Consider the following 19,458-nt stretch of genomic DNA (forward strand, 5'->3'; position numbering starts at 1 on the left):
GGTGATGCCTGATCTCAGGCCGGCCTGGAAGTCAGTCTGTGTCAACGACTGTATCAACAAAGATCGTCAACTGGATCATCAGCATCGGAGCCTGCCCCTTCTCCACCGCGAGGAAGACGCCTGATATATCCAAAAGCCGGAATTTGTTGGTCAATGTACAGTCCTGAAAGTATTTCACACAGATCTTAACTTAAGAGGATAGCTTTTATTCCCTTCTTTAGACGATTCCGTATATAAACTCCTTTTAAACAGAGGGCTGTTTCTGGAGGTTAATAGCTAACCTCTTAAGATAATTTGAACGTTTCATCAAGTCACCAACCGAAAACTCTGATATCGATACCGAGGATAGCCTCTTGAGGTAATCTTCTCCAGAAGGCGAGTTCCGGGGATTCAAGATTATCAAAATCCAGGTTGCCATGAGGTCGGTTATTGTACCAGACAATGGATTCATCGAGAAGCAAACTTATATCGGAACCTATTATAGGTATCGAACCATTTCTCAATCTTCCCATCTGTTTGGGGATGTTTTACTCGAGCAAGAATCGGTCGGATATCATGAGTTCCGAGATATTGTTTGAATTCACTGTCCCAATCTCCATTCTCGTCTCTTCGATGCGCCCCAAACTCGCTGCCATGATCCATAATCAGTTCACGAAGTGGGTATATTGGCCCATATTCCTGAATTACTCGTTCAACAACGGCTATTGTATTTTCCGTGTTGACTGTAGCAAATTCATCGATTGCCAGGATCTTTCGTGAAGAGTCATCCAGAACCGCACAGATCTTGAATCCACTGATTACATCTTCATGCCAATCGATGTGTCCAGCTGACATGCTATGCTTTCGCTCATACCGCCACCCATTTCCGCTGTTTTCGTTTTGATACTTCAACTTCTGGCGAGTCCCCGATCCATCAGGTATCTGTGTATCCGGTTATGAGAAATAATTAAGCCATAGATCTTCAAGATGAGTGTTTCCAACATCCTTGCTCCGTACTGGATTCGTCGGTACACTTTGTCTATCACGATTGATTCCTCAGTGGTTATCGGTTTCTTCGGCCGACCCTTGCCTCTCCGATGATTGGAACTACCCCTGTTTCACGATACTGTTTCCAGAGTTGATCCACGCGCCTCCTCGTTATGTGCTGGATCTTCGCTATTATCCCGGAAGATTCTTTCTTTTCCTTCTGACGGATTATCCACTGTATCTTCTTCCGGGTCAACTTCATCGTTGAACTCGTCTTCGGTTCAATGTCAGATATAAGAAATACTTTCAGGATTGTACAGTCATTCCAGCGAACACAATCCTTAACCGCTGACGCCCACCACATGTACACAATGATCAGGATAGGGTTGCTTGGCTGTGGCAATATCGGGCATCTCATCGCCAAATACAGGGAAGGCGTCGAGATCGTCGCACTGTATGATATCCTCCATGAGAGGGCACTGGACCTGGCCACCTGTTGTAATGGCAGACCCTATCAGGACTTCGACGAGTTCCTCAACGCAGATATGGATTTAGTCGTCGAGGCAGCCTCGGTCAGGGCCGTGATGCGGTATGCAGAGCAGATCCTTGTAAGCGGCAAGGATATGATCGTCATGAGTGTCGGAGCCTTCTCAGATCAGGAGTTCTATTCCCGGATCCGTGAGATAGCGATCGAGCACCATCGAAAGGTCAGGATCCCAAGCGGGGCGGTGATGGGGTTGGACAATGCAAAGATCGGGCAGATCGGTGGGATCGACCGGGTACTCCTCCGGACCACCAAGAACCCGAAGTCGCTCGGCCTTGAGCTGACCGAGAAGACCGAGATCTTCCATGGCAGGGCCGGGGACTGCATCAGGGCCTTCCCAAAGAACCTGAACGTCTCGGTAGCCTTGACGCTGGCTTCAGGCAAGGACGTGGACGTCGAGCTCTTCGCCGACCCGGCCGTGGACCGGAACATCCATGAGATCACCATGGAAGGGAAGTTTGGGGACGCCTACATCCGGGTCAGAAATATCCCAAGCCCGGACAATCCAGCGACCAGTTACTTAGCGGCCCTTTCGATTCTGACACTCCTGAAGAACCTGGACGAGCCGATCGTGGTGGGCACGTGAAGGTGACGGTGGAGTACCTGCAGCGATTTCTAGAAGAAGACGCACCGTTTGGAGATATCACCACTGAGGCGATCGTACCGCCCGAGACGACCTGCAGGGCACTGGTCAGGGCGAAGGAGGACGGGGTGATCGCAGGACTTGAGGAGGCGATGATGCTCTGCTCTGCAGAAGGTATTATGGCCACCCCCCTTGTTACGGACGGTTCGATGGTCACGGACGGCACCGGGGTGCTCGACCTGACCGGCAGGGCCGCATCAGTGCTGCTGGTCGAACGGACCGTGCTGAACCTGATGGGAAGGATGAGTGGGATCGCGACCGGGACCGCGGCCTGCTGCAGCCTCGTAAAGGCCGTCCAGAGCCAAGCCCGGATTACGGCAACGAGAAAGACCGTTCCCGGCCTCCGGCTACTGGATAAGAAAGCTGTGATCCTCGGTGGCGGGGAACCGCACAGGTTCTCGCTCAGCGATGCCGTACTGATCAAGGACAACCACCTGGCTCTGGTCCCGGTCGCCGAAGCGATCGCCCGTGCCAGGCAGTTCTCCTGCTACAAGACGATCGAGGTCGAGGCTGAGACGACTGCGGCGGCCGTAGAGGCGGCCCGATGTGAGGCAGATCAGGTTCTCCTCGATAACATGCCAGTTGAAGTGGTCGGTGAGACTTTGGCTGCACTGGAAGCAGAGGGACTACGGAAGCAGGTGCAGATCGAGGTCTCCGGTGGGATCACAGCCGACAATCTGCAGGCGTACGCCCGTCTCGGGGTCGACCTGATCTCGATCGGAGAGCTGACCCACTCAGTCAGAAACCTCAACCTGAGCCTGGACATCCTGCCAGAGAAGAGAGCCTGATATAACAGAAGGGCACAAGGAGCAGTATGGCTGATATCTGGCAAGCGATCAGGGCGATCACCCCCGGCGACGAGTTCCGGGTCTGCCCTGCCTGCGGATACAAACTCGGTTTTCATACATCTCTTCTCAGAACGGAGGGAGGACTGCTGGTGATCCTGATCTGCCCTGAATGCGGTGCACGATTCGATACTGGGTGGATGGTCCCGGATGGAAGAAGTGCCTGACGGGGGGATGCGGTGTGCGGTCTGCAAGGGGAAGGGGCTCTGCGGGCTCCCCCGCTGCCCGATCGTCAGCAGGTTCCATACCCAGGCTGCGCTGACCCCGGTTTCGTCGTACATGGGGGCCTCCCCCTCGGTCTTCGTCGGCAGTTACAACTACCCCGAGGTCCGGGGCGGGCCGCTGCTGATCGGGGACTCGGACAAACCGACTGACTGGATCAGGGCAGGTCTCGACATCGAGGAGATCATCGGCCTCCGAGCGGCCACCATCAATGCGAAGGCAGCGATCCCGCGGATGAAAGCGAGCATGCAGGAGATCGCTCTCTCTTCCCACCCGCTTGATGTCGAGGTGACCTTTGAACGCCCGGTCTCCTTCGACCTGAAGTTCGACGGGGTGCTGACTCCAATCGGGCGGAGCGGGACCGTCGAGAACCTGGACGTGATCGACAACGCCACAGTCCCGCGGGTGGTCGACCGGGTCACCTCCGACACTGATCTCGGTGCCACGGACGGGGTTCAGGAGCTTTACACCTCCTCGATCGATGTCTATCAGATCCAGAATATCCTCTCGGCCGGACTGCTCGGCAAAAAACCGACGGTCGTGCCAACCAGATGGGCGATCACCGCCGTCGACGATATGCTTGGAAAAGCACAGAAGAAGGAGATCGGTCGGTTCCCCCCGATCGAGGAGGTGCTGGTCTTTGGAGGGAAGCTCTATGGCAACCAGATCGCCGTGTTGCTGGCACCGGGTGGGTGGCGGTACGAGATGGTCGAGCAGTGGCGGAAAAACAGCCTCTGGGCGGGCACGGCCGACGTGATCGTGGCCGACGGTGAAGGAGAGAAGGCGAAAAAGGGCTACTCACCGATCGCAGGGGCCTACTACTCGGCCCGACTCGCAGTGAACGAGTATCTAACCGGGATCAGACGAACGGCGCAGATCCTGGTGGTCAGGTCGGTCTCAGGCGAGTACTGGGCGCCGCTCGGAACCTGGGTGATCCGTGAGGCGACGAGAAAGGCGATGCAGTCACCGCCGGAGCGGTACCAGACGGTGGCCGAGGGAGCCGTAGCCGTCAGTAGAATCATCGGTGACGAGGCTTGGGTCTCGGCGAGCACATTGCTGCCCAGGCTCAAGACGCAGCGGCGACTGCAGGACTTCTTTTAAAAAGTGTTGAACGCACCTTCTTTGACCAATCGTAGACTCAAAAAAGGTGAAGAATAGTCCATTTAGGATTGGATGCGTTCAAGACCTTCGAAAAATCTTATCAATTTTTCTCATATCCGCTTTCCCCTTTTTGGGGAACCAGATATTTTGAAACCTGAAAGGTATCAACCGTCAGGTTTTCGACTATAACGTGAACTCAGGCTGTCCGTTCGCCTGGGTCTTCTGCGCCAGGTACCGAGTGGTGAGGCTCTCAAGGGTCTCGATCTCCTCTACCGCCTTGTCGTCTCTGACCTGGACAAAACGCGGGAATCTGAGGGCGTACCCACTCTCGTACGACGGGGACTTCTGGATCTCGGCGTAGCCGACCTCGAAGATCACCGTTGGTTCAAAGGTGACGGTGTTCCCTGATTCAGCAATCACCTGGTCTTTGAAGAGCGTGTACAGCTCCTGCAGCTGCTCGTCTGATATGCCAGTGGCCACCTTGCTGACCGCCCGGAAGACCCCCTGATCCAGACAGGCAAGTAGAAACGAACCGAAGGTCCTGGCGCGCCGTCCTTCGCCCCATTCAGCACCGATGACGACAAGGTCGAGGGTCTCCACCTCGGGTTTGATCTTCACCCAGTGCTTCCCCCGGACTCCTGGGGAGTACAGGGAAAGGAGATCCTTGAGCATCACCCCTTCGTGCCCCTCGGCCATAGCCTCCAGGTAGAGAAGGTCGACCGCCTCGGCACTGGAGAGCACCTGCTGCGGGGCGAGGTACTCCGGACCGATCGTTGCTGATAGGATCGCACGCCGGCTCTGGAATGGCAGGTCGATCAGGGTCTCGCCATCGCGGTACAGGATGTCGAAGACCCTTGGAACCAGGGTGATCGCCTCCCGGGCGGCCGCGATCCCGTGCTTGCGCCGGAAACGCCGGAGCACGGTCTGGAACGGGAGCGGCCGGCCGTCAGCCCCGATAGCGATCACCTCGCCGTCCAGAATCACGTCATGGTCTGTGGCTCCGAGCAGGGCCTCGCCGACTTCGGGAACGGCATCGGTCACCTCCTCGAGTTTCCGGGAGTAGATCCGGCAGGTCTTCCCCTCTTTATGGAACTGGAACCGGGTTCCGTCGTACTTGAACTCCACGGCCACCTCGCCGTGAGCAGCCAGCATCTCTGGGATCGTCGTCCCTGCCTGAGCGAGCATCATCTTCACCGGCCTGAACGGGGCGATGCTCAGGTGGATCAGTCCCTCCTCACCCTCTCTGGCCCGAAGGGCCACCTCGCCGAGGTCATTGAGCGCCTGCATCGCATGCTCGACCTGCGCCGGTTCGACCGTGTAGGCCTCAGCGATGGCATCCCGGACCGTCCCCTCCCCGATACCGATCCGAAGCTCGCCGAGGATCAGTCTGGCCAGATACCGCGCCTCGAAGGGGGATACGTTACCGAAGAGTTGTCGGAGGACCAGCAACCGTTCGCGCTGGGACCGGCCTCCTGCAGAGGCAGCGATCCGGGTGCAGGCCGCGTAGACCTCGGCGAGACTCGGGTCCTCGGTGAAGAAGGCCGTCTGCTCCTTAGTGGCAAGGAACTGTTCGATAGCAAGCCCTGCATCTCCGGTTCTGTTGATCAGGTCGACCAGGGCCGTCTTCTTCGTCCCTGCCACGTAGGCCACCGCCTCGTAGAGCAGGTTCGGACCGATCCCGAGCTTCTGCGGCGACCAGTCAGGGAAGATCTTTCCCATCAGGAACCGGATGAAGATCGGTAGGTCCTCTCCAGAGAGGGACGGGAGAATGACGCTGATCGCATGCTTCATTTCGAGGCGGCCGTTCTGTGCTTCGAGGGCGGCGCAGGTCTGAGCAAAGATCGAGAACTGCACGCTCAGATCTCCATCGGGGCCGAAATCGTCTCCTGCAGGGCGACCTGCAGGGCAACATCATCGACGAAGAGGCCGAGCGCGACCCGGGCACACTCCTCAGCGATCGCAGGGGTATTGTTGGTCTCGGAGAGGTGAGCCAGCATCACCGCACCGATGTCATGCCCGAGCAGCTGCAGACAGGCGCTGGCCTGCTCATTGGAGAGGTGGCCGCGGCGTGACCGGATTCGCCGTTTCAGCATCGCCGGGTACGGTCCGTCCTCGAGCATCTGGGGGCAGTGGTTGCTCTCCAGGACCAGGCCGTCACACCGTCTGAAGAGTTCAATCACCTCTCCAGAGAGGACGCCGGTGTCAGTACAATACCCAAGTCGGGAACTCTTTTCTTCGATACAGTACCCACACGGGTCCTGAGCGTCGTGTGAGATTGAAAATGGCTCGATAGAAAAATCTCCGATCTCGAGGGTCGTCCCGGGATGGCAGGTGATCGTCGTGACCGTCTTCTTGGAGACCTTCCGGTGGAGAAAGAATTCGGCCAGGGTTCCACCGGTCGCGATGATCGGAAGGTCGAACCGCCGGGCCATCACGTCGAGACCTCTGATATGATCGGTATGCTCATGCGTGACAAGAATTGCCTCAATCGAGCCGGGATCAGCCCCGACCAGGGCGAGGCGAGTCTGAATCTCCCGGGCTGCGAGCCCTGCATCGACCAACAGCGAGCCGCTCTCGCCTTCGATCAGCATACAGTTGCCCTTGCTGCCACTTCCAAGGGCAGTGACCTTCATAGAGTATCGTTGGAGAGGGAGAAATATCAGGGTTCTGTTCGTCACAGAGAGTGGGAAAAAAGGGATCGGTCCTTCGGACCGAATATTTACAAAAGAGTTCTTCGAGAGGAGGTGGCTGAAACATTAGGGAGAAGAGTTATTTTACTTCCTCCCCCGTCCTGACCCGGACCGACCGCTCCACCGGCAACACGAAGATCTTTCCGTCCCCGATCTTGTCGGTCCGTGCTGCCGCACAGATCGTTCCGAGTGCCTTGTCGACGTCCTTATCCTCGACGACTATCTCAATCTTGATCTTCGGGAGCATATCGACCGACATCTTTCCCCCGCGGAACTGGAGTGAGATCCCCTTCTGTTCGCCGCGACCTCTCACCTCGGTGACGGTCATTGCGTAATAGCCCTGGTCCTCCAGGGCTTTCTTGACAAAGTCAAGCCGTTCCGGCCTGATGATTGCATTGATCATCTTCATCGTCTGTTCACCTCAGTTGGGGATCCGCTCCCCATGCTGGGAGATGTCGAGACCGACATATTCCTCATCTTCAGAGACCCGGAGACCCATAATCTTGTCCACAATCGTTGCAAGAATGTAGGTGACCACAAACGCATACGCAACCGCCGCGAAGGCACCCATCGCATTGTGGATGAACTGGTCGACGTTCCCATAGATCAAACCAGTGTACTTGTTCACTGCGGCCGTGGCGAAGATACCAGTTGCCAGGGCACCCCAGAGACCACCCATCCCATGGATAGCCCAGGCGTCCAGAGATTCATCAAGACCCCGCCCGATCCGGAGGAGCATGCACCCATAGCAGAGCACACCGGCAACCGCACCGATCACAAGAGCCGCCTTGGTGTCGACGAACCCGGCTGCAGGGGTGATGGCGACCAGACCTGCGATCCCACCGCTGACCATCCCAAGCGAGGATGGTTTGCCATGGATCCAGGAAGCGCCGAGCCAGGCCAGCGCACCGATCGCAGCCGCAGTGTTAGTAACTAGGAATGCACTCCCAGCGAGACCGTCTGCGGTCAGGGCCGAACCCGAGTTGAATCCGAACCACCCAAACCAGAGCATGGTAGCACCAAGTAGGGTCATCGGGATGTTGTGCGGCTCCATGGCATACTTCCCGAAACCAATCCTTTTTCCGATCACCAGTGCAAGGGCCAGTGCCCCAAACCCTGAACTGATGTGAACGACCGTGCCACCGGCAAAGTCGAGTGAACCGAGAGTCATCGCCCAGCCACCACCCCAGGCCCAGTGGGCCAGCGGATCATAGACCAGCGTGGTCCAGAGCAGCCCGAGCACAATAAACGAACTGAGTTTCACCCGCTCGGCACAGGCCGAGGTCAGGATCGCAAGGGTGACCGTCGCAAAGACCAATTGCCACATCACGAAGAGTATCGGTGGGTAGATCAGATCCCCAGCATCCATGCTGACGTTGTTCATCAGAACATAGTCCAGATTGCCGATGAACCCACTGATATCCGGGCCAAACGCGAGTGAGTAGCCGCAGATCACCCACTGCACACTCACCAGCGCGAACGCGAGGAACGAGAGAGCAATCATCGAGATGAAATTTTTTCGTCTAACCATGCCGCCGTAAAAGAACCCGACGCCCGGGGTCATGACGAAGACCAGGGCCGTCGCGGCCAGTATCCATGCAGTTGCACCTGAATCCAATACCATATTAATACCTCATAATTCTGTGATCATCTGGTAATTGTGATGCGTAGTCAACAGACTAAATAAGCCTGCTGCCTCCGTAGGGTTCAAAGGCTGTACCAACCTTTGATGGAAGGAAGTTAACTTCCTATATATATAAAATTAACTAAAATCGCACGAGACGGAACACCTGGGTTCAACATATCAGATGAGAGGAGGATGACAGAAAAATTGAGAATATATCAGATCCTGATCAAAAGGAGCATCCGGAAGAGAGAGAGATCTATCCTTATTAGCAACCGCGCAAAAAAAAGAGGAGAGAATCAGCGCCGGTATCCATGCACTCCGGAGAGTAGGATCAACAGGGCGCCGAGAAAAAGCGGAATCCAGCCCCATGAGAACTGGACTGATTGGGCCAGCGTCTGGGCGACGGCACTGGCTGCACCCCCGGCCTTCAGCTGCCCGATCTGGGTCTGGAACTGGTAAAGTTCATACCCAACCACCCCCAACGAAACAAGCCCGGTGGCCAGCAGGTACCGGTACTTTCTAATGATCGTCAGCACCAGCGAGACGATCGCGATGATCAACAGGATTCTGCCGAGCGTATTCCCGGCAAGCATCATCGTGACCATTCCCATCGGTGTACTCATAACCGGCGAGAAACATCCGATGACCAGCAGCAGCCCCCCAGCTAGGCCGAGCAGTTGCGTACGTCCCTTCACAATCTTCACAGTACCAACTGTCGTTCAGAGAGCGTAAAAATCTGCTGTTTTCAGGGTTCGACAGGGATCGGCAGCGGATCGTGGTCATCGACAGAACAGAAGACTCAGAGAGGTGCATCCCGTTCAGATCATCTGACGACGAAAAACTGATCCGGTCCCCGGTGCCGGCCACCCCCGTACATCTGATCAGCGGCAAAGGGAAGGGATCATTCCCGCCCGATTTCTTCCATAGGAAGGGAAGGGGTCATTTCAGATCCGTTCCCCATGCTGGGATATGTCGAGGCCGACATACTCCTCATCTTCAGAGACCCGGAGACCCATCGTTTTGTCCACCACCCAGCCGATCAGATAACTGGCCACAAAGGCATAGACCAATACCACCCCGGCAGCGAGCACATTATGAAGGAACTGATCGATATTCCCCTCCAGCAGTCCGGAATACTTATTCACTGCGACCGTCGCGAAGATCCCAGTCGCCAACATTCCCCAGAGCCCCCCAACCCCATGGACTGCCCAGGCGTCCAGGGACTCATCATAACCGATATTTATCCGGAAGAGCATCGCCTTGTAGCAGAGCACCCCCGCCACTCCACCGATCACCACCGCGGCGAGCGAGTCGACGTAACCTGCAGCCGGGGTGATGGCGACCAGACCTGCCACCGCCCCGGTCACCATCCCGAGGGAGGAGGGACGGTTATGGAGCCAGGAGGTGAAGAGCCAAGCAAGCGCCCCGACAGCAGCTGCAACGTTGGTGACCATGAATGCGTTGGCAGCGATCCCGTCAGCCGCCAGGGCGGATCCGGCATTAAACCCGAACCACCCGAACCAGAGGATCGCAGCTCCGAGCAGGGCCATCGGGATGTTGTGTGGTTCCATCGAGTATTCACCGAACCCGACCCGTTTCCCGATGACGAACGCCAGTGCAAGGGCGCTGAACCCGGAGTTGATCTCGACGACCGTGCCGCCGGCGAAGTCGATCGAACCGAGCATCTGTTCCCAACCGCCGCCCCACGCCCAGTGGGCCAGTGGGTCATAGACCAGCGTGGTCCAGAGCAGAGCCAGTACGATGAACGAAGTGAGCTTCACCCGCTCGGCACAGGCCGAGGTGATCACAGCCAGCGTGACCGCGGCGAAGGTGAGCTGGAAGGCCGCAAAGAGGATCGGAGGATAGGTGCCGGCACCGGGGTCGAGGCCGACCCCGTGTAGCCCAATAAACTGCAGCCCGCCGATCACTCCGCCAATGTCAGGGCCGAACGCGAGCGAATAGCCGATGAATACCCACTGGACGGTCACAACCGCCAGAGCAATGAACGAAAGGGCGATCATCGAGATGAAGTTCTTCCGCCTGACCATTCCGCCATAGAAGAGACCGACACCGGGGGTCATGAACATCACGAGCGCCGTCGCGATCAGCAACCATGCCGTGGTGCCGGTATCAAGCGCCATCGTCTACCCCCCATCCCGGAGATCCCACTCCACTTCGCCATTTAAGCCCTGTTCTGGTATCCATAGAACGCCACTTCCTTCTCGTTCCAGATAAATCTGGATCTCTCTGCAAGGTTGGCGCTGTACGTATTTATAGTGTTGAACGGACCGTTTCTGCAGTCTCATCTGGCCCGGAGAAGAGCATGAGTGGTGATGAAAGGTGACTGACAAGGTCTTTGCGATCGGTCACCACCACCGCAGACTGCTCAAGCATCAGGTTCACCCGTTCATCGACCCCGACTGACCTGAAGTCGGTCCGAAGCGCAACCACCGGAATACCACAAGCGTAAGCATACCCGACCTCCCAGGCTGTTCCGGAGTCGGTATCAGCCCCGTCGATCACCGCGACGACGAGATCAGAGTCGCGGAGAACGTTCAGGTTCTCTGAAAAGATGACTCTGGTAATCCCCAAGTCACGCGATGAAAAGTCGTCACCGATCTCCTGTGGAAGGTGGACCTGCTGGCCGGCCCTAACAAGTTGGTCCCGGACCAGCCGGTTGTACATCCGTTCCCCTTCGGAGAAGAGTGGCGCAGCCAAGTAGACCCGGTACCTTCCAAAGGAGGTGACATCATACACTGGGATATCGGGGAACCGGGCCAGCCATACTCCAGGACCCGACCTCTTCGGCGGGTCGCCGCCATAGTAGGTCCGGTCCACCCCACAGGTCGGCGACGAGTTCACCCCAACGATGCAGAGGGGAGGACCCCGAACCCTGATCAGAGCCCGGATTTTCCTCTCCAACCGGGCCAGCAGGGCAGCAAAAGCCGGGGTATCGAGCCGTTCCAGAAATGTCCCCGGCTTGCGATCCCAGCCGAGGTGGATCGTCTCTGGGCAGGGGAGAGGGACCATCTCGATTCCAAGCGTTTCGCATCGCGCCCGGACCTTCGTAAACCACAAACGGTCCTCCTCGTCGGTGATGCCACGGGCTCGGAAGGAGGGATCGAGGATGCAGGGGCAAACCAGCACGTACATTATTAGTCTGTTGGATTCCCACAGAAGATAGATGATCCCTCTCTATGCATACAGGGACAATTCATGCGACCCGAAGAAGTGCACTGTCAAGAAGCTTGAGAAGTTCGGGCTGATCAAGATCGTCACGACGATCCCGGCGATCCCCAGGAGCACCCTGATACTCGACCCAACCGCAGAGCAGGCCCTCTCCCCTGCCGACAGGATGGTCAGATCGATTACGGCGCTCGACTGCTCCTGGGAAGTGCTCGACACCGGGGCGTTCACCTCCTTCAGGCTCCACCGTGCCCTCCCATTCCTGGTCGCGGCCAACCCGGTGAACTTCGGGAGGCCGTTCCGACTCACCTCGGTGGAGGCGATCGCCGCGGCCCTGTTCATCATGGGCGAGCAGGATCAGGCCAGGGCGGTGCTCGCCAAGATCAACTGGGGGATCCGGTTCCTTGAGGTGAACGAGGAGCCGCTCGATCTGTATGCCGCGGCCAAGGACTCGGCCGAGGTAGTGGCGATACAGGCCACATATCTGGACTGAACCTGGCAGAACATTGAATATATCAAATACTGATCAGATCATACGATAGACTTCTGGAGACAACCCATGAGATCAAAATCTGTATCCCTTCTCCTCTCCATCCTGCTGAACGCGACCGCCGGCTGCATCGCCCATCAGAAGGCCACCACCTCAGAGGCACATACCTTTAAATAATCGATGCCAATCTAACTTGCATGATCAAAGTCGCCATCAATGGATACGGCACCATCGGAAAACGTGTCGCTGACGCCGTCGCCGCTCAGCCCGACATGGAGATCATCGGGGTCTCCAAGACTTCTCCAAGTGCCGAGGCCTTCGTCGCCCAGAGCCGTGGATACCCGCTATATATCGCAGATATCGGCAGAAAGCCCGACTTTGAGAAGGCAGGGATTCGGGTTGCCGGCTCTGTCGAGGAGATGCTGACTAGAGCCGACGTGGTGGTGGACGCGACTCCTGGCGGGGTCGGTGCCAAGAACAAACCCCTGTACGAGAAACTCGGTGTGCGTGTGATCTACCAGGGCGGCGAGAAGCACCTGCTGGCCGGGTTCTCGTTCAACTCCTCCTGCAACTATGCCAAGGCCATCGGCCGGCAGTTCGTCCGGGTCGTCTCCTGCAATACCACCGGTCTCTGTCGGATCATCCACCTGGTCGATACCGCTTACGGGGTGAAGAAGGTCCGGGCCACGATGATCCGGCGTGCCTCGGACCCCGGCGAGATCAAGCGGGGACCTGTCGACGCGATCGTCCTCGACCCGGTGACAGTGCCGAGCCACCACGGCCCCGATGTCCAGAGCGTGCTCCCGACGATCCCGATCACCACGGCCGCACTGATCGTCCCGACCACCTTCATGCATATGCACGTAGTGATGATCGAAACCGAGAAGGAGGCAGACCGCGAGGAGATCATCCAGTTGATCGAATCCCACCCAAGGCTCGGGCTGGTGCGCCCTGCGACCGGCATCACCAGCACCGCCCAGCTTAAGGAGTACATGCAGGACCTCGGCAGGTCCAGGGCCGACCTCTGGGAGAACGGGATCTTCCAGGATTCGGTCTCGGTGGTGGACGGGCACGAAGTCTGCCTGTACCAGGCGATCCACCAGGAGGCCGACGTGGTCGTCGAGAACGTCGACGCGATCCGGGCGATGATTGGCGAGGTTACAGACGCCGAGACCTCGATCGCGATCACCAACAAGGCCCTCGGATTCACGGCGATCTGATCCCGGGCGTGAATAACCTATTAAGCCTCTCCCCGCCCATTCTTTTTCTATGGATCCATACTCGCTTGTGACACGGAACACTGTTGAGGTTGTCACCGACGAAGAACTTTCAGCTCTCTTAAAGAAGCCAGGGCGGAAGGTCTATGCCGGATACGAACCAAGCGGCGAGGTCCACCTCGGCCACCTGGTGACCGTGAACAAGCTGCTCGACCTGAAGAAGGTCGGCTTTGAGATCGTGGTGCTGCTGGCGGACCTACATGCCTTCCTGAACCGGAAGGGGACGATGGAGGAGGTGCGAACCCTGGCAGAGTACAACAGAAAATGCTTTGAAGGGCTCGGCCTCGTCGATGTCACCTATGTGCTCGGCTCGGACCTGCAGCTCTCTCCTGAGTACGAACTGCTAATGCTGAAGATCTCCCAGGAGGTAACGCTGAACCGGGCCACCCGCTCGATGGACGAGGTCGGCCGGCAGATGGAGCACCCGACCGTCTCGCAGATGGTCTACCCAATAATGCAGATCACCGACATCGCAACCCTCGGAGTCGACGCCGCGGTCGGCGGGATCGACCAGCGGAAGATCCACATGCTGGCACGGGAGTACCTGCCCGGCCACGGTTACCCGACCCCCGTCTGTCTGCACACCCCGATCCTGAACGGGCTCGACGGGAAGAAGATGTCCTCGTCGCAGAAAAACTATATATCCGTCGCCGAGGATGAGGAGTCGATCAGAAAGAAGATGAATAAGGCCTACTGCCCCAAGGAGATCGAGGAGAACCCGGTGCTGCAGATGCTCCAGTACCACCTCTTCCCGCGATTCAACGAGATCACCCTTCACCGGCCCGAAAAGTTCGGTGGCGACCTGACCTTCACCTCATACGAGGCGCTCAGCGAGGCCTACGGGTCCGGAGCCATTCACCCGGCCGATCTGAAGAGGGCGGCCGGCGAGTACATGATCGAACTCCTTCGGCCGGTCCGCGAGTACCTGGAGTCTCATCCGTGATCACCCACCGCGACGATCTGCAGGACCGCTTCGACGACGAGATCGCTGCGATGGGTGTCCGGATCAAGGACGCCAACCAGTTCAAGGTACGGGACGATGTCTTCGACGATGTGACACTGCTTGCGTTGTACAAACTGGTTCACAAGAAGCACCTCTCAGTGATCGGAGGCGCGATAAGCACCGGCAAGGAGGCAAATGTCTTCTATGCCGAGCATGACGGGGAGCCGATCGCCCTGAAGATCTACCGGGTCAGATCTGCAAACTTCACGACGATGGGGGTGTATATGACCGGAGACCGGCGGTTCTCGGGGATTGGTTCCTCTCGCAAAGCCCTGATCTTTGCCTGGGCGAAGAAGGAGTTTTCGAACCTTAAAAGGGCCGACGAGGCTGGAATCCCAGTTCCGAAACCATTGATCTGGGACAGGAACATCCTGCTGATCGGGTTCCTCGGTAAGGATGAACAGCCCTATCCCCAGCTCCGAAACGCGACCCTTGAGGACCCGGCCGCCACCTACGAGACGATCATCGGCTACATCAAGACGCTGTATACCGGTGCCAAACTGGTTCATGCAGATTTGAGCGAATATAATATCCTGTACGGGGATCAGGTATATATGATAGATATGGGCCAGTCGGTCACCCTCGACCACCCGCAGGCGTTGCGGTTCCTGGTCAGGGATATCCAGAATATCAACAGGTTCTTCAGAACAAAGACTGAGGTGATGGAGGAGAGAGAGATCTTCACCGCAGTCACCGGAATCAGCAACGACTATGAACCATAAAAGAGGAAGGAGAAGGCGATGATACAGGAGTCAAAGATTGCAGGGAACAGAGTCGGGGTTCTGATCGGAAAGGCAGGGGCGACCAAGCGGGAGCTCGAGGAGCGGACCTCGTCATCGATCACCATCAACAGCGATGAAGGAATGGTGAAGGTGGAGGGCGAGGACGCAGTCGGCGTACTGCTGGCCGGCGAGGTGATCAGGGCGATCAACCGGGGGTTCTCCCCGGCGCATGCGTTCACCCTCCTTGATGACGAGGACATGATCCTCGATGTGATCGAGCTCTCGTCCACCGGGGATACGCAGAGACAGCTGGATCGGCTGCGTGGACGGATCATCGGCAGGGACGGAAGTTCCCGCGAACAGATCGAGACGATGACCAGCACCTACCTCTCGGTCTATGGGAAGACGGTGGCGATCATCGGGCTACCCGACCAGGTCAAAAACGCCCGTGCCGGGATCGAGATGCTGATAAAAGGAATCCCGCACGAGAGTGTCTTTGCATTTCTGGATCGCAAGAAGAAGGAACTGAAGCAGGACATGCTCAGTTACTACTACTGATCCGGACTAGATATCCGGATCCCACCCCAATTTATGCTTTATTTCCACTGGAGAGAGAAGCGTAATTTTTGAGGTTTATTCGATCAGCGAACTGGTATTTGAAGTAATTGCAGTGGATTTAAAGGGGTTCTGATGAAGATAGCATCATTGCCGGTGCCCGCGCCGCTTATTGAGTACTGTGAAGAGAAGGGAATCACTGACCTTTACCCTCCACAGGCCGCCTGTGTCGACGAAGGAATCTTCTCCGGGAAGAGTTTGCTCGTGGCGATACCGACCGCGAGCGGCAAGACGCTGGTCGCCGAGCTGGCCATGCATGCCCAGGTCGCCAATGGCGGGAAATGCCTGTATATCGTACCGCTCAGAGCGCTGGCTGGCGAGAAGTTTCGGGAGTTCTCAGGAAAGGGGGTGAAGGTCGGGATCTCCACTGGAGATCTCGACCGGCGCGACGAATTTTTGGGTGCCAACGATATCATCATCGCCACCTCCGAGAAGGTCGACTCGCTCCTCCGGAACAAAACTCCGTGGCTTCGGCAAGTGACACTGCTGGTCGTAGATGAGGTTCATCTGATCGCGTCGCCCGACCGCGGCCCCACGCTGGAGATGGTAATCACTAAGCTCCGGTACAGAATCCCGAACCTGCAGGTGATCGCCCTCTCTGCAACCATCGGAAACCCGAAGAAGCTGGCTGACTGGCTCGGGGCCGGGCTCGTCACCAGCGAGTGGCGGCCAGTGGACCTCCGGCAGGGGGTTTTCTATCGAGGGAAGATCCACTTCCACCAGGGGGAACGGGAGGTGGCTGAACCCTCCAAGACCGAGGATCTGAACCTCTGCATTGATACAATCGAGGAGGGAGGGCAATGCCTGGTCTTCGTCAACTCCCGACGGAACGCCGAAGGGTTTGCGAAACGAGCCGCCGCAGCGTTCAAGAAGAGGGTGAAGAGTCCTGTTCTGGAGGAGTACGCGGCCCGGATCCTCGAATCGGCCACCACTGACCAGGAGAAGGTGCTCGCAGCCTGCATCGCAACCGGGTCGGCCTTCCACCATGCCGGCCTCAGGCGCGAGTTTCGGGAACTCATAGAGGAAGGGTTCCTGAAGGGGGAGATCCGATGTATCTCCTCAACCCCGACCCTGGCGGCCGGGCTGAACCTGCCGGCGAGAAGAGTGATCATCAGGGACCTGCTGCGATTCTCTGGGGCCGAAGGGATGGCTCCAATCCCAGTCGGCGAGTATCACCAGATGGCCGGCAGGGCCGGGCGGCCGCACCTGGACCCGTACGGTGAAGCCGTGATGATTGCCAAGAACGAGCAGTCGATCGAGGAACTCTTCGAGCGTTACATCGACGCCCCGGCCGAACCGGTCGTCTCCCAGTGCACCCGATCGGGTGCCCTCTGCTCGCACCTCCTCTCGCTGATCGCAACGGGGTTCGCCACGGATCGGAAGGGCCTCAGCAAATTTCTGGTCCAGACTTTCTACGGGTTTACCCACGCCAGCACAAAAGCCCTGGATACGATCGTCAATCAGTCGCTCAAGTTCCTGACAGAGACCGAAATGATCACTGAGATCGGCGATCTCCTCCAGGCGACCGAATACGGGGCACTTGTCTCGAGACTGTACATCGACCCGCTCAGCGCCGAGGCGATCTCTGGAGCGATGCTGGAGGCCGATGGCTACTCCGATCGGGCCCTGTTGCAGGTGGTCTGCAGTACCTCAGACATGCCAGCCCTGTACCTGAAGAGCAAGGATCTCCAGTACCTGGAGAAGTTCCTGTACGAACACGGGGACGACCTCTGGCAGCAGGTCCCCTGGGAGGACCGCGAGCAGTTCTACCGCTCGGTAAAGACTGCGATGCTCCTCAGTGACTATACCGACGAGGTGCCCGAGGCGATCATCTGCGAGCGGTACGATGTTGGTCCCGGCGACCTCTATGCGGCGGTCACCAATGTGACCTGGCTGATCCATGCCGCCGCCCGGCTGGCCGCGATGTTCAGGGAGGACCTGGCGCCGGCGGTGCGGGAGCTTGAAATCTGTACTTCTCAGGGGATCCGGCGCGAGCTCCTGCCACTGGTCAGGCTGAAAGGGATCGGGCGGGTCCGCGCCCGCCGGCTCTTCAACAACGGGATCACCGATCCTGCTACACTGCAGGAGGCCGGATTCGACAGGATCACCTCGATCCTCGGATCAGGAGTTGCGAAGTCCCTCTTTTCACAGTTCGATGAGAAGGAGACGAAGGAACGGAAGGACGATCTCCAGGGATCATCTGAACTGGTGAAAAAAGCACAGACCTCACTCTTTGGATTTGGTGGCTGCGATGAGTGAATGCAGCATACGATCGGCCGTGGTGACGGTCAATGATCCCGCGGACCTGCTCGTCGCCATCCGGGCGATCGCCGAAAAAAATTCGACCCACATCATCCTCTTTGACCAGGACCGGATGGCCGGCAGGAAACATGCAGAGGCAGCTCTCGCCCATGCAGCCCGTTCTTGCAGCGAACAGCGGATGATCGCCCGGACATTCGAGATGGAGGCACTCCTCTATGCAGCCGGCTCACGGCAGTGCACAGTAGGGAGAGAGTTCGGGATTCATAAGGGAGAGAACCACTGTTATGTCTGCCTCTGCCCTGATGTGCCGGAGGTCTGGGACGCACTCTGTGCTCATATAACCATTATACCTGTCGTGGAAGAGATGAGCTCTTCCGAGAAACGAGCTCGATTGATGAAGCTCTTCTCGATCACTGAAACAGAGCTAGCCGTGATCGGTGAAGAGCGTATGAATGAACTGGTCCTTGAACGGGTTGCGCTGCTCGAAGTCTACCGCTGATTAGCGCGTCGCGTGAGTGACGATGTGTCGAATCTGCGGGATGATCAGTTCAGAGGTCGCCAGCGTGACTGCTCCGTTCGATCCTGGAATACAGAAGATTGCTTTTCCGGAGGTGACCCCGGCTACAGCACGGGAGAGGATCGCAGCAGTCCCAACCTGCTCAAGACTGAGCTGCCGGAAGATCTCTCCAAATCCATCCATCCTTTTCTCAAGCAGCGGGGTGATCGCTTCGATGGTGCAGTCATCATGGGTGAGCCCTGTACCCCCATTGAAGATGATACAGTTGGCTTTTTTAAGAGCAGTGAAAAACTCCTCCCTGATCTGGGGGATCTGGTCAGGGATCACCACATAATAGGAGATTCTGATCCCTGCACCTGTCAGAAGATCCCTGATTAGAGCACCACTGGAGTCTGATATACTGTCTCGAGTAGTTGACACCGTGATCACCGCTGCTTCGATCATCACCTCTTTGATATGTTCAGAATCCATCCTCTAACTCTCGTAACTGGAGGATATTAAATTTTTTTTCTTGATCTCTCTCCATGAGAAATAGTTAAAGTCCAATTAAGGGTTTCTTTTTACTCTTCATTCTGAAATCAGATAAACGCATCAAAAATTGGACGATTTTTCATGGAAAGGGACCCACCCCTTTATTTCCACTGGAAGTTTGTTCTCCTTCGATGACCCTTCTGGAAGTGAAGCATGATCACCTTCTATAACAATACAGATTGTTCCAGGTGATATGATGTGGTTATAAGGTTATTAT

Annotated in this window: 20 protein-coding genes and 1 pseudogene; 11 read left to right on the forward strand and 10 right to left on the reverse strand. The window is 57.2% G+C overall.

All coding sequences use genetic code 11. From position 1 onward, the window contains the following. Positions 1-31: 31 nt before the first annotated feature. Together MPAL_RS16425 and MPAL_RS13875 are read right to left on the reverse strand one after the other, a co-directional pair. Positions 32-178: a hypothetical protein gene (locus MPAL_RS16425; protein WP_158303695.1), complete on the reverse strand. Its 147-nt coding sequence runs from the start codon at positions 176-178 to the stop codon at positions 32-34. A 133-nt stretch (positions 179-311) separates the two neighbouring features. Continuing rightward, positions 312-1,228: pseudogene (locus tag MPAL_RS13875) on the reverse strand (IS481 family transposase). 109 nt (positions 1,229-1,337) lie between these two features. Between MPAL_RS13875 and nadX the strand changes: the two are divergent. Genes nadX through MPAL_RS13895 form a run of 4 tightly spaced genes read left to right on the forward strand, consistent with a single transcriptional unit; the run spans position 1,338 to position 4,321 of the window. Then, on the forward strand, positions 1,338-2,096 hold the full coding sequence (nadX, locus tag MPAL_RS13880) for an aspartate dehydrogenase (protein WP_048146145.1): 759 nt from the start codon (positions 1,338-1,340) through the stop codon (positions 2,094-2,096). Continuing rightward, positions 2,093-2,941: a carboxylating nicotinate-nucleotide diphosphorylase gene (gene nadC, locus MPAL_RS13885; protein ID WP_201763852.1), complete on the forward strand. Its 849-nt coding sequence runs from the start codon at positions 2,093-2,095 to the stop codon at positions 2,939-2,941. Before nadX ends, nadC begins: the two co-directional genes overlap by 4 nt. 26 nt (positions 2,942-2,967) lie before the next feature. Then, entirely contained in the window at positions 2,968-3,165 is a 198-nt protein-coding gene (locus tag MPAL_RS13890; protein ID WP_012619353.1) for a hypothetical protein, read from the forward strand. Further along, entirely contained in the window at positions 3,149-4,321 is a 1,173-nt protein-coding gene (locus tag MPAL_RS13895) for an Nre family DNA repair protein (protein WP_012619354.1), read from the forward strand. The genes MPAL_RS13890 and MPAL_RS13895 overlap by 17 nt, the downstream gene beginning before the upstream one ends. Before the next feature lie 183 nt (positions 4,322-4,504). Here MPAL_RS13895 and MPAL_RS13900 read toward each other — a convergent pair whose 3' ends face one another. From MPAL_RS13900 to MPAL_RS13930, 7 genes are all read right to left on the reverse strand, one after another. Further along, positions 4,505-6,175, reverse strand: coding sequence for an ATP-dependent DNA ligase (locus MPAL_RS13900; RefSeq protein WP_012619355.1), 1,671 nt, complete (start codon positions 6,173-6,175; stop codon positions 4,505-4,507). A gap of 2 nt (positions 6,176-6,177) precedes the next feature. Then, positions 6,178-6,954: an MBL fold metallo-hydrolase gene (locus MPAL_RS13905; RefSeq protein WP_012619356.1), complete on the reverse strand. Its 777-nt coding sequence runs from the start codon at positions 6,952-6,954 to the stop codon at positions 6,178-6,180. A gap of 136 nt (positions 6,955-7,090) precedes the next feature. Further along, positions 7,091-7,420, reverse strand: a complete 330-nt coding sequence (locus MPAL_RS13910) for a P-II family nitrogen regulator (RefSeq protein ID WP_012619357.1) — start codon at positions 7,418-7,420, stop codon at positions 7,091-7,093. Between the two features lie 12 nt (positions 7,421-7,432). Then, positions 7,433-8,635, reverse strand: coding sequence for an ammonium transporter (locus MPAL_RS13915; RefSeq protein WP_012619358.1), 1,203 nt, complete (start codon positions 8,633-8,635; stop codon positions 7,433-7,435). A gap of 299 nt (positions 8,636-8,934) precedes the next feature. Further along, positions 8,935-9,342, reverse strand: a complete 408-nt coding sequence (locus MPAL_RS13920) for a hypothetical protein (protein WP_048145472.1) — start codon at positions 9,340-9,342, stop codon at positions 8,935-8,937. Between the two features lie 240 nt (positions 9,343-9,582). Next, entirely contained in the window at positions 9,583-10,779 is a 1,197-nt protein-coding gene (locus MPAL_RS13925) for an ammonium transporter (protein WP_012619360.1), read from the reverse strand. A 130-nt stretch (positions 10,780-10,909) separates the two neighbouring features. Beyond that, positions 10,910-11,791, reverse strand: coding sequence for a nucleoside 2-deoxyribosyltransferase (locus tag MPAL_RS13930; RefSeq protein ID WP_012619361.1), 882 nt, complete (start codon positions 11,789-11,791; stop codon positions 10,910-10,912). 31 nt (positions 11,792-11,822) lie between these two features. Here MPAL_RS13930 and MPAL_RS13935 point away from each other — a divergent pair, with 31 nt between their 5' ends. From MPAL_RS13935 to cgi121, 7 genes are all read left to right on the forward strand, one after another. After that, positions 11,823-12,317: a DUF367 family protein gene (locus MPAL_RS13935; protein ID WP_012619362.1), complete on the forward strand. Its 495-nt coding sequence runs from the start codon at positions 11,823-11,825 to the stop codon at positions 12,315-12,317. A 194-nt stretch (positions 12,318-12,511) separates the two neighbouring features. Further along, positions 12,512-13,534 carry a type II glyceraldehyde-3-phosphate dehydrogenase gene (locus MPAL_RS13940; RefSeq protein ID WP_012619364.1) on the forward strand — a complete coding sequence of 341 codons (1,023 nt, stop codon included), beginning with the start codon at positions 12,512-12,514 and terminating at the stop codon, positions 13,532-13,534. 49 nt (positions 13,535-13,583) lie between these two features. Next, a complete protein-coding gene (locus MPAL_RS13945) occupies positions 13,584-14,534 on the forward strand; it encodes a tyrosine--tRNA ligase (RefSeq protein WP_012619365.1) in 951 nt (316 codons plus the stop codon). Then, complete coding sequence (locus tag MPAL_RS13950) at positions 14,531-15,316, forward strand: serine protein kinase RIO (RefSeq protein WP_012619366.1); 786 nt, start codon at positions 14,531-14,533, stop codon at positions 15,314-15,316. Before MPAL_RS13945 ends, MPAL_RS13950 begins: the two co-directional genes overlap by 4 nt. A gap of 18 nt (positions 15,317-15,334) precedes the next feature. Further along, positions 15,335-15,874 carry a KH domain-containing protein gene (locus tag MPAL_RS13955; protein WP_012619367.1) on the forward strand — a complete coding sequence of 180 codons (540 nt, stop codon included), beginning with the start codon at positions 15,335-15,337 and terminating at the stop codon, positions 15,872-15,874. A gap of 132 nt (positions 15,875-16,006) precedes the next feature. Then, positions 16,007-18,190 (forward strand): ATP-dependent DNA helicase, encoded by a 2,184-nt coding sequence (locus MPAL_RS13960; protein WP_012619368.1) that lies wholly within the window; start codon positions 16,007-16,009, stop codon positions 18,188-18,190. Next, positions 18,183-18,692, forward strand: a complete 510-nt coding sequence (gene cgi121, locus MPAL_RS13965; RefSeq protein ID WP_012619369.1) for a KEOPS complex subunit Cgi121 — start codon at positions 18,183-18,185, stop codon at positions 18,690-18,692. The genes MPAL_RS13960 and cgi121 overlap by 8 nt, the downstream gene beginning before the upstream one ends. On the opposite strand, the gene MPAL_RS13970 is transcribed toward cgi121, so the two are convergent. Beyond that, positions 18,693-19,181, reverse strand: a complete 489-nt coding sequence (locus tag MPAL_RS13970; protein WP_012619370.1) for a MogA/MoaB family molybdenum cofactor biosynthesis protein — start codon at positions 19,179-19,181, stop codon at positions 18,693-18,695. Positions 19,182-19,458 lie beyond the last annotated feature (277 nt).

This window comes from Methanosphaerula palustris E1-9c, assembly GCF_000021965.1.
In the GTDB taxonomy this organism is placed as follows: domain Archaea; phylum Halobacteriota; class Methanomicrobia; order Methanomicrobiales; family Methanospirillaceae; genus Methanosphaerula; species Methanosphaerula palustris.

Excerpts from the sequence above, each read along its gene's own strand:
- nadX (WP_048146145.1), top strand. The coding sequence starts at position 1,338 with ATGATCAGGATAGGGTTGCTTGGCTGTGGCAATATCGGGCATCTCATC.
- MPAL_RS13890 (WP_012619353.1), top strand. The coding sequence starts at position 2,968 with ATGGCTGATATCTGGCAAGCGATCAGGGCGATCACCCCCGGCGACGAG.
- MPAL_RS13895 (WP_012619354.1), top strand. The coding sequence starts at position 3,149 with ATGGAAGAAGTGCCTGACGGGGGGATGCGGTGTGCGGTCTGCAAGGGG.
- MPAL_RS13905 (WP_012619356.1), bottom strand. The coding sequence starts at position 6,954 with ATGAAGGTCACTGCCCTTGGAAGTGGCAGCAAGGGCAACTGTATGCTG.
- MPAL_RS13910 (WP_012619357.1), bottom strand. The coding sequence starts at position 7,420 with ATGAAGATGATCAATGCAATCATCAGGCCGGAACGGCTTGACTTTGTC.
- MPAL_RS13915 (WP_012619358.1), bottom strand. The coding sequence starts at position 8,635 with ATGGTATTGGATTCAGGTGCAACTGCATGGATACTGGCCGCGACGGCC.
- MPAL_RS13925 (WP_012619360.1), bottom strand. The coding sequence starts at position 10,779 with ATGGCGCTTGATACCGGCACCACGGCATGGTTGCTGATCGCGACGGCG.
- MPAL_RS13930 (WP_012619361.1), bottom strand. The coding sequence starts at position 11,791 with ATGTACGTGCTGGTTTGCCCCTGCATCCTCGATCCCTCCTTCCGAGCC.
- MPAL_RS13935 (WP_012619362.1), top strand. The coding sequence starts at position 11,823 with ATGATCCCTCTCTATGCATACAGGGACAATTCATGCGACCCGAAGAAG.
- MPAL_RS13940 (WP_012619364.1), top strand. The coding sequence starts at position 12,512 with ATGATCAAAGTCGCCATCAATGGATACGGCACCATCGGAAAACGTGTC.
- MPAL_RS13945 (WP_012619365.1), top strand. The coding sequence starts at position 13,584 with ATGGATCCATACTCGCTTGTGACACGGAACACTGTTGAGGTTGTCACC.
- MPAL_RS13955 (WP_012619367.1), top strand. The coding sequence starts at position 15,335 with ATGATACAGGAGTCAAAGATTGCAGGGAACAGAGTCGGGGTTCTGATC.
- MPAL_RS13960 (WP_012619368.1), top strand. The coding sequence starts at position 16,007 with ATGAAGATAGCATCATTGCCGGTGCCCGCGCCGCTTATTGAGTACTGT.
- cgi121 (WP_012619369.1), top strand. The coding sequence starts at position 18,183 with ATGAGTGAATGCAGCATACGATCGGCCGTGGTGACGGTCAATGATCCC.
- MPAL_RS13970 (WP_012619370.1), bottom strand. The coding sequence starts at position 19,181 with ATGGATTCTGAACATATCAAAGAGGTGATGATCGAAGCAGCGGTGATC.